A 6,490-nucleotide genomic window follows, 5' to 3' on the forward strand; every position below is an offset into this window, starting at 1 on the left:
TCAAGCGATTTATGGTAGCGCTATCATTATTCTGCTCAATCCCACCGGGATCATGCCATGCCACGCAAACGCAACGCGCACCGGAATGCCGACACGCCGACTTTGGCTGACGTGGCGCGGCTTGCCGGTGTGAGCGATATCACCGCCTCTCGCGTGGTCCGCAACAAGGGGCCGATCGCCGATGCGACACGGGCGAAGGTCCTCGCCGCCATCGCCGAACTTGGCTATATTCCCAATCGGGCGGCAGGCAGTCTTGCTTCCTCGGGCTCGACGCTGATGAGCGTGCTGCTGCCCTCTTTGTCGAATATTGTGTTTCCGGATGTGCTGCGCGGCATCCACACGGCTTTGACGGAAACAGCGTTTCAGCCGGTCATCGGCGTCACCGACTACGATCCGGTGATCGAAGAACGTATTCTCCTGTCTTTTCTCGCATGGCAGCCCGCTGCGGTGATTCTGGCCGGATTGCATCATACAGCCACCGCACGGCGGCATCTGGAGCATGGGCGTTTTCGCGTCGCCGAACTCATGGACATCGATGGGGATCCGGTTGATATCGCCGTGGGCATGTCGCATTGGCAAGCCGGCTATGACACCGGCAAACATCTGGTGCAGCGTGGCTACCGCCGTTTCGGTTACGCCGGTCACAGCATTGCCAGCGATGATCGCGCCCGCGCCCGTTATGATGGCTTGCGGGCAGCCTTGAAAGACGCCGGTCTGCTGCTGGTTGCCGAAGAGCGCGTGCAGGGGGGCAGCTCCACCATGGCTGGACGCCATCTGCTTGAGGCGATCCTCCGGAAAGCGCCGGGGCTTGATGTGGTCGTCTTCCCCAATGACGACATGGCCATGGGCGGCATCTTCCATTGCATGCATGCGGGGATTACGCCGAAGGAACAGTTGGGCATTTTCGGCTTCAACGGTCTCGATATCGGGCAGGCCTTGCCGTTGCCGCTGTCGACGATCCTTTCCAAGCGATTCCTGATCGGCAAGACCGCCGCCGAAAAACTCCTGGAAAGCCGCGAACGCCCGGTTGAAAAGACCATCATCAACACCGGCTATGACATCATAGAAGGAGCAACCGCATGACGGCGGTCCTGTCCGAACCGGCCGCCGCGCTCAGGCGGATTTGACCGGTTTCAGGGATTGCAGCCCGAGGCCGCCAACGGCCAGGAGCACGCAGGCTATGCCGATGATCTGGTTCCGGTTGACGGTTTCCCCGAGGAAGATGACGGCGAATATCACCGCCGAGACCGGTGCCACGGCGGTAAAGAGCGAGGCTTCGGCGCCACTGACCCGCGCGGCACCGGCATACCACAGCAGGAAGCCGCCAACCGTCGGCACAATGGCGTAGTAGATGACAGCCCAGAATGATCCAATGCTCATGCCGCCCGTCCATGGCATTTCGAACAAGGCAGGCACGATGGCCACCGCCAGCCCAAGGCCTGTCATCAGCGTCGAAAGGGCAAGCGGCGGAATGGGCGTCCTCAGGCGCTTGTTGATCAGGATGAACAGGCCTTCGCAGATGACAGCCGCAAAGATCAGCGCATTGCCCGGCAGGGAGTGCGTGCCGCTTTCCCCGGGGCGGAAGGCGATGCTGACAACGCCCGCTGTCGCCAGCAGAATGGCGACGAGGGTAAAGCGGTGCGGCCGTTCACCGAGGACGAGAATGGCGATGGCTGCGGCAACCACCGGCAGCGTCCCGATGATGACGCCGGCATCCGTTGCCGAGGTCAGTTTGAGGCCGGATATCAGCAGGGTCGTGTAACCGACGCTGCCGGCACCCGCCTGCAGGACGAGAAGGATCCAGGCAGAGCGGTCAAGCCGCGGCCACTTCGTTCGTGTCAGTCGCATCAGCAACAGGAATATCGGGAAGGCGACGGCAAAGCGCAGGGCTGTTGCCGTAAAGGGCGGCAAGCCCGCTGCAATCACCTTGCTGGCAATGATGGTGCTGCCGACGAGCACCATGGCGAGTGCGAGAAAAACATAACCTTGAACCTGCTTGGACATGCGCAATCCTTTTCATCCCGGGAAGGCGCACAACAGCGGATCGGGCGGGGTTCGTCTTGAACGAAATTGCAGGAAAGGCTTCAGTTCATGGCGTCGGCATAGGCGCCGGGCGACAGGCCGTATTTGCGGATGAAGGTGCGCGTCATGTGGCTCTGGTCGGCAAAGCCGCTGGCAATGGCAGCTTCCGCCAGAGATGATCCCCCGGCGATCATCCGGCGGGCGAGGTCGATGCGCCGCTGCACCAGATAGGCATGCGGTGTCATGCCGGTGGCGCGGGCGAAGGCACGGACAACCTGAAAGCGGCTCAAACCGCTTTCCCGTGAAAGGTCCTCCAATGTCACCGCGCGTGCCGGCTGATCATCGATCAGGTCGCGGGCACGGCGAATGGCTCGGGGTATTGCCGGAAGCCGCTGCGGATCGCCCGGCTCATCAAACACGCCGGCAAGCAGCATCAGCAGCGATTCTTCCTGCCGGATAGCCGAGGGAATGCCGGTGGTCGTCATGGCGGTGAAGAGCCGCTCGAACAGGTGCGCCAGCCGCACGTCCTGGATGACGGGCCGGGGAAATTCGTCGCGTCTTTCGCCGTGCTCCTGCAGATCAGCGGTCACCGCGCCAATGAGGGACGGATCGAAATAGAGCATTTTCCACGAGCGGCCCGCGTCGCCTATGGGCGCGCCGTCATGCACTTCGCCGGGATTGACGGTGATCATGTCGCCGGGCCCGGCTTCCACCATTCCACGTCCGCTCAGGGATTTTTGCGCGCCCTGGTGAATGACGCCTATGCCGTACTGTTCGTGCGTGTGCCGGGAAAAGCTGTGCCGCGTGGCCGCCGCGACGGCTTCCACCCCCGCGGTTGTACAGCGCATTATCCTGAACTGGCCCTTCATCATGCGGGCCTTTCTATCACCGGATGTGCGCCATCACAAATTTGCGGCCTTTGCGATGGCATTCGCCCGGAAATGATGCTGTCATTCCCCTGCACAGAGAGTCTCGGCCTTTCCAAGAGGAATGAATCATGGCGAAACAGAAACATGTGATCGTGGTCGGTGCCGGAATTATCGGTGCGTCGATTGCCTGGCATCTGGCGCGGCAGGGGGCGGCTGTCACGGTGGTTGCCGAACAAAGCGGCGGGGTCGCCACGCCTGCATCCTTTGCATGGATCAATGCCAGCTGGGGCAATCCCGAGTTCTATTTCCGCTTCCGCCGCTATGCCATGGAAGGCTGGCAGCGCCTGCACGATGAGCTGCCCGGCATCGGGGTGAACTGGTGCGGCGGCATCAGCTGGGATTTATCGCCGGATGAACTTGAGGCCTACGTCACGCAGCATGGGCACTGGGGCTATGGAATCAGGCGCATCGACCGGCAAGCCGTGGCCGCGCGCGAGCCTTATCTGGCGCGACTGCCGGATGCGGCCGTGCATATTGCAGAAGAGGGCGCCGTTGAGCCCGTTGCCGCGGCGCAGCGCATGCTGGCCGGGGCGCAGGCGCGCGGCGCGCGGCTGCTGGTTGGTGCAAAGGTTACACGGCTCGTCCAGGAGGGCGGGCGCATTGGCGGCGTCGTTACGTCGTTCGGCGAAATGAAGGCCGACCATGTGGTGCTCGCGGCGGGCGCGGGGGCCGCTGCCCTGGCGCAGACTGCGGGGGTGACCCTGCCCATGGAGACGCCGCCGGGTCTGATCGTTCATTCAAAGCCAATGGAGAAACGGCTCAACGGCATCGTGATCACCCCTGATCTGCACATGCGCCAGACGGCGGAAGGGCGGATCATTGCGGGCGCGGATTTTGGTGGCAGCGATCCCGGTGAGGATCAGCAGGCAACCGCGGATGCGCTCTTCGCCCGCCTGAAAGCAAACCTCGACGATGTGGATGCTCTGGCGCTGGATTTTTTCACCATCGGCTACCGGCCGACCCCTGCCGACGGGTTCCCGATTGTCGGGCCGGCCGGACATCTCGATGGCCTTTCCATCGCCGTCATGCATTCCGGCGTGACGCTTGCGCCCGCTGTCGGCCTGCTGCTGAGCCGGGAAATCTTATCGGACAGGCCGGAGGAGCGATTGTCGCCGTTCCGGCTTTCGCGGTTTGACGAGTGAGCGCACGCAGCTTCAGGGCGTCAACCCTCCTGTCCGGGAAAACATCGATGCGCCGGATCAAGGTTGCAGCTTGATCAGTCCGGCTCCTGTCATCCTGAATCCGCAGCCCCGGTAGAATCCGGTCAGCCGGGCTTCAAAATCCACATGCAGCCAGAAAGCTCCGCGATCGCGCGCGAGGTTTTCAGCCTCCTTGACCAATTGCGTGGCCATGCCCTGCCGGCGGAATTTGGGGTGCACGCAGGTATCAAGAAGAAAAGCATGAAGACCGCCATCCCATGCCACGTTGACAAAGCCAATCAGCCGCTGCCCGTCATAGGCCCCCACATGGGCAAGGCTGCGGGCCAGAATGACGGAGAAATCCTTCCAGACGAAGTCATCCCAGGCCCATTCCCAAAGCGCGTTCATCTCGTCATTGGACGGGAAAGGATCAATACGGAACGTGATAGCCAAATCCATGTCCTCCCCAGGCATTTCCGTTGCGCAAACCTTGCAGATTGCACGGAAATTTCAATGCCGGTTTTCGCGCCTCATGCCGCTGTGCCGGTTGCGCCAAGGCTGGTTGCAGGCGGCAATAGCCGGTTTCCGGAACCAAACCGGCCCGCACACGTTTGTTTTCTGGTTTCGACGGCGCATTCAAACCGCCGGGCCGCAACGGAATAAGGATAGATGATGAAAACAATGATCGTAATGGCTGCCGCTGTTTCCATGGCTCTGGCTTCGGGCGCAGGTGCCGCTCCCCTTCATCAGAAGAGCAGACACCAGGCCCATGCGGCGAACGGGCCCAAGACCCGTCTCGGCACGCTGTCCTGCGCCGTCGATGGCGGCGTTGGCATGCTGATCGGGTCGAGCAAGGCTGTTCAATGCAGGTTCATGCGGACCAATGGTTCCGTCGAACGATATGCCGGACGCATCGGCAAACTTGGCGTCGATATCGGGGTGACCAGGAAATCCTATCTGCAGTGGGTTGTTTATACCGCAGCCGGAAACCGGGCGGGCGATGGCGCCCTTGCCGGCAATTATGTCGGCGTGACGGCGGGTGCCTCGGTTGGCCTCGGTCTCGGTGCAAACGCACTGGTTGGCGGCACATCGAAGAACTTCGGCCTGCAGCCGTTCAGCGCGGAAGCCACCCAGGGACTCAATGTCGCTGCAGGCGCAACGCAGCTGACACTGCGCGCAACCCGATAGAACCAAGCCACGATCCGGCCGCCGTTTGCCGGCGGCCGGCATCGGTGCGTTGGCTCACACTTGGCCATCCGCCGCCCGGAACGGTATGCAGGCGCGGATCGCGCAGATAAAGCCCGCCTCAGATCATAAGTCCGAGACAGACGCCGAATAAACAAAATTTGCTTCGGGCATCTTCAAGCCGTGATGATAGCCGCCGCATGGTTTGGTCCGTTGGAAATCACATTCGCCTGCCAACTTCGCTTTATTGCTAATTGACATGCGCTCATTTTCATTTTCGTATAGTATTCAGAAAAACGAAAACGAAAGTATACCTCATGTTCCTGCCGCCCCGGCACGCTGAAATTCTCGAAATGGCCAAACTCCATGGCCGCGTGCTTGTGGATGATCTCGCTGCGCATTTCAGCGTGACGCCACAGACCATCCGCAAGGATTTGAACGATCTGTGCGATCAGCGGCTGCTGAACCGGATCCACGGCGGAGCGCTGTTCCCGTCGGGTATCCAGAACCTGGAATATGAAGCACGGCGTTTGATCGCTGCGACTGAAAAGGAGGCGATCGGTCAGGCCGCCGCCGCGCTCATTCCCGACAATGCCTCGCTCTTCGTCAATATCGGCACGACCACGGAAGCGGTCGGTCAGGCATTGCTGGGCCGGAAAGGCCTGATGGTGATCACAAATAATATCAATGTCGCCAACAATTTGCGGGTTTACCCCGACATTGAGGTGGTCATTGCCGGCGGGGTGGTACGCGGTTCCGATGGCGGTATTGTCGGCGAGGCCGCCGTGGACTTCATTCGTCAGTTCAAGGTGGATTTCGCCGTCATCGGCACGTCGGCAATCGACCATGACGGCGCGTTGCTCGATTTCGATTTCCGCGAGGTCAAGGTGGCGCAGGCCATCATGGCCAATGCCCGGCACGTGATCCTGGTGTCCGATTCCACCAAGTTCGAGCGGACGGCACCGGTGCGCATCGGTCATCTGTCACAGGTCAATACGTTCATCACCGACCGCTGCGACAGCGAGATCATCCGCACGATTTGTGCGGACGCGGATGTGCGGCTGGTCGAAACATCCCGTTGAATCCCGGCTTGCCGGGCGCGTTGATGCGCGTTATATTTTCTTTTGGTTTCGTATTTGGTTCGCAGTGGTGCTATATTGGCTGGCGCTGGCGGGCAGGACGGTTGCGAACAGGGAGATGAGCGGTGGCACAGGA

7 protein-coding genes are annotated in these 6,490 nt (G+C 61.2%); 4 read left to right on the forward strand and 3 right to left on the reverse strand.

Annotated features, from left to right (window positions below):
• Positions 1 to 57: 57 nt before the first annotated feature.
• The gene (locus RDL77_RS16185; RefSeq protein ID WP_288193734.1) at positions 58 to 1,083 is read left to right on the forward strand and encodes a LacI family DNA-binding transcriptional regulator; all 1,026 of its coding nucleotides are present in this window, start codon (positions 58 to 60) and stop codon (positions 1,081 to 1,083) included.
• A gap of 30 nt (positions 1,084 to 1,113) precedes the next feature.
• On the opposite strand, the gene RDL77_RS16190 is transcribed toward RDL77_RS16185, so the two are convergent.
• Positions 1,114 to 2,004 carry a DMT family transporter gene (locus RDL77_RS16190; protein WP_223614109.1) on the reverse strand — a complete coding sequence of 297 codons (891 nt, stop codon included), beginning with the start codon at positions 2,002 to 2,004 and terminating at the stop codon, positions 1,114 to 1,116.
• A gap of 80 nt (positions 2,005 to 2,084) precedes the next feature.
• Positions 2,085 to 2,894 carry an AraC family transcriptional regulator gene (locus RDL77_RS16195; protein ID WP_288193735.1) on the reverse strand — a complete coding sequence of 270 codons (810 nt, stop codon included), beginning with the start codon at positions 2,892 to 2,894 and terminating at the stop codon, positions 2,085 to 2,087.
• A gap of 125 nt (positions 2,895 to 3,019) precedes the next feature.
• Here RDL77_RS16195 and RDL77_RS16200 point away from each other — a divergent pair, with 125 nt between their 5' ends.
• Positions 3,020 to 4,093, forward strand: a complete 1,074-nt coding sequence (locus RDL77_RS16200) for an FAD-binding oxidoreductase (RefSeq protein WP_288193737.1) — start codon at positions 3,020 to 3,022, stop codon at positions 4,091 to 4,093.
• 57 nt (positions 4,094 to 4,150) lie between these two features.
• Here the strand turns inward: RDL77_RS16200 and RDL77_RS16205 are convergent, their stop codons facing one another.
• Positions 4,151 to 4,549, reverse strand: coding sequence for a GNAT family N-acetyltransferase (locus RDL77_RS16205; protein WP_288193738.1), 399 nt, complete (start codon positions 4,547 to 4,549; stop codon positions 4,151 to 4,153).
• A gap of 213 nt (positions 4,550 to 4,762) precedes the next feature.
• Here RDL77_RS16205 and RDL77_RS16210 point away from each other — a divergent pair, with 213 nt between their 5' ends.
• Positions 4,763 to 5,278: a DUF992 domain-containing protein gene (locus RDL77_RS16210; protein WP_288193740.1), complete on the forward strand. Its 516-nt coding sequence runs from the start codon at positions 4,763 to 4,765 to the stop codon at positions 5,276 to 5,278.
• Positions 5,279 to 5,592: 314 nt separating this feature from the next.
• Positions 5,593 to 6,357 carry a DeoR/GlpR family DNA-binding transcription regulator gene (locus tag RDL77_RS16215; protein ID WP_223614114.1) on the forward strand — a complete coding sequence of 255 codons (765 nt, stop codon included), beginning with the start codon at positions 5,593 to 5,595 and terminating at the stop codon, positions 6,355 to 6,357.
• Positions 6,358 to 6,490: the final 133 nt, after the last annotated feature.

This window comes from uncultured Phyllobacterium sp. (assembly GCF_902479695.1).
Lineage (GTDB): Bacteria > Pseudomonadota > Alphaproteobacteria > Rhizobiales > Rhizobiaceae > Phyllobacterium > Phyllobacterium calauticae.

Excerpts from the sequence above, each read along its gene's own strand:
- RDL77_RS16200 (WP_288193737.1), top strand. The coding sequence starts at position 3,020 with ATGGCGAAACAGAAACATGTGATCGTGGTCGGTGCCGGAATTATCGGT.
- RDL77_RS16185 (WP_288193734.1), top strand. The coding sequence starts at position 58 with ATGCCACGCAAACGCAACGCGCACCGGAATGCCGACACGCCGACTTTG.
- RDL77_RS16215 (WP_223614114.1), top strand. The coding sequence starts at position 5,593 with ATGTTCCTGCCGCCCCGGCACGCTGAAATTCTCGAAATGGCCAAACTC.
- RDL77_RS16195 (WP_288193735.1), bottom strand. The coding sequence starts at position 2,894 with ATGATGAAGGGCCAGTTCAGGATAATGCGCTGTACAACCGCGGGGGTG.
- RDL77_RS16205 (WP_288193738.1), bottom strand. The coding sequence starts at position 4,549 with ATGGATTTGGCTATCACGTTCCGTATTGATCCTTTCCCGTCCAATGAC.
- RDL77_RS16210 (WP_288193740.1), top strand. The coding sequence starts at position 4,763 with ATGAAAACAATGATCGTAATGGCTGCCGCTGTTTCCATGGCTCTGGCT.
- RDL77_RS16190 (WP_223614109.1), bottom strand. The coding sequence starts at position 2,004 with ATGTCCAAGCAGGTTCAAGGTTATGTTTTTCTCGCACTCGCCATGGTG.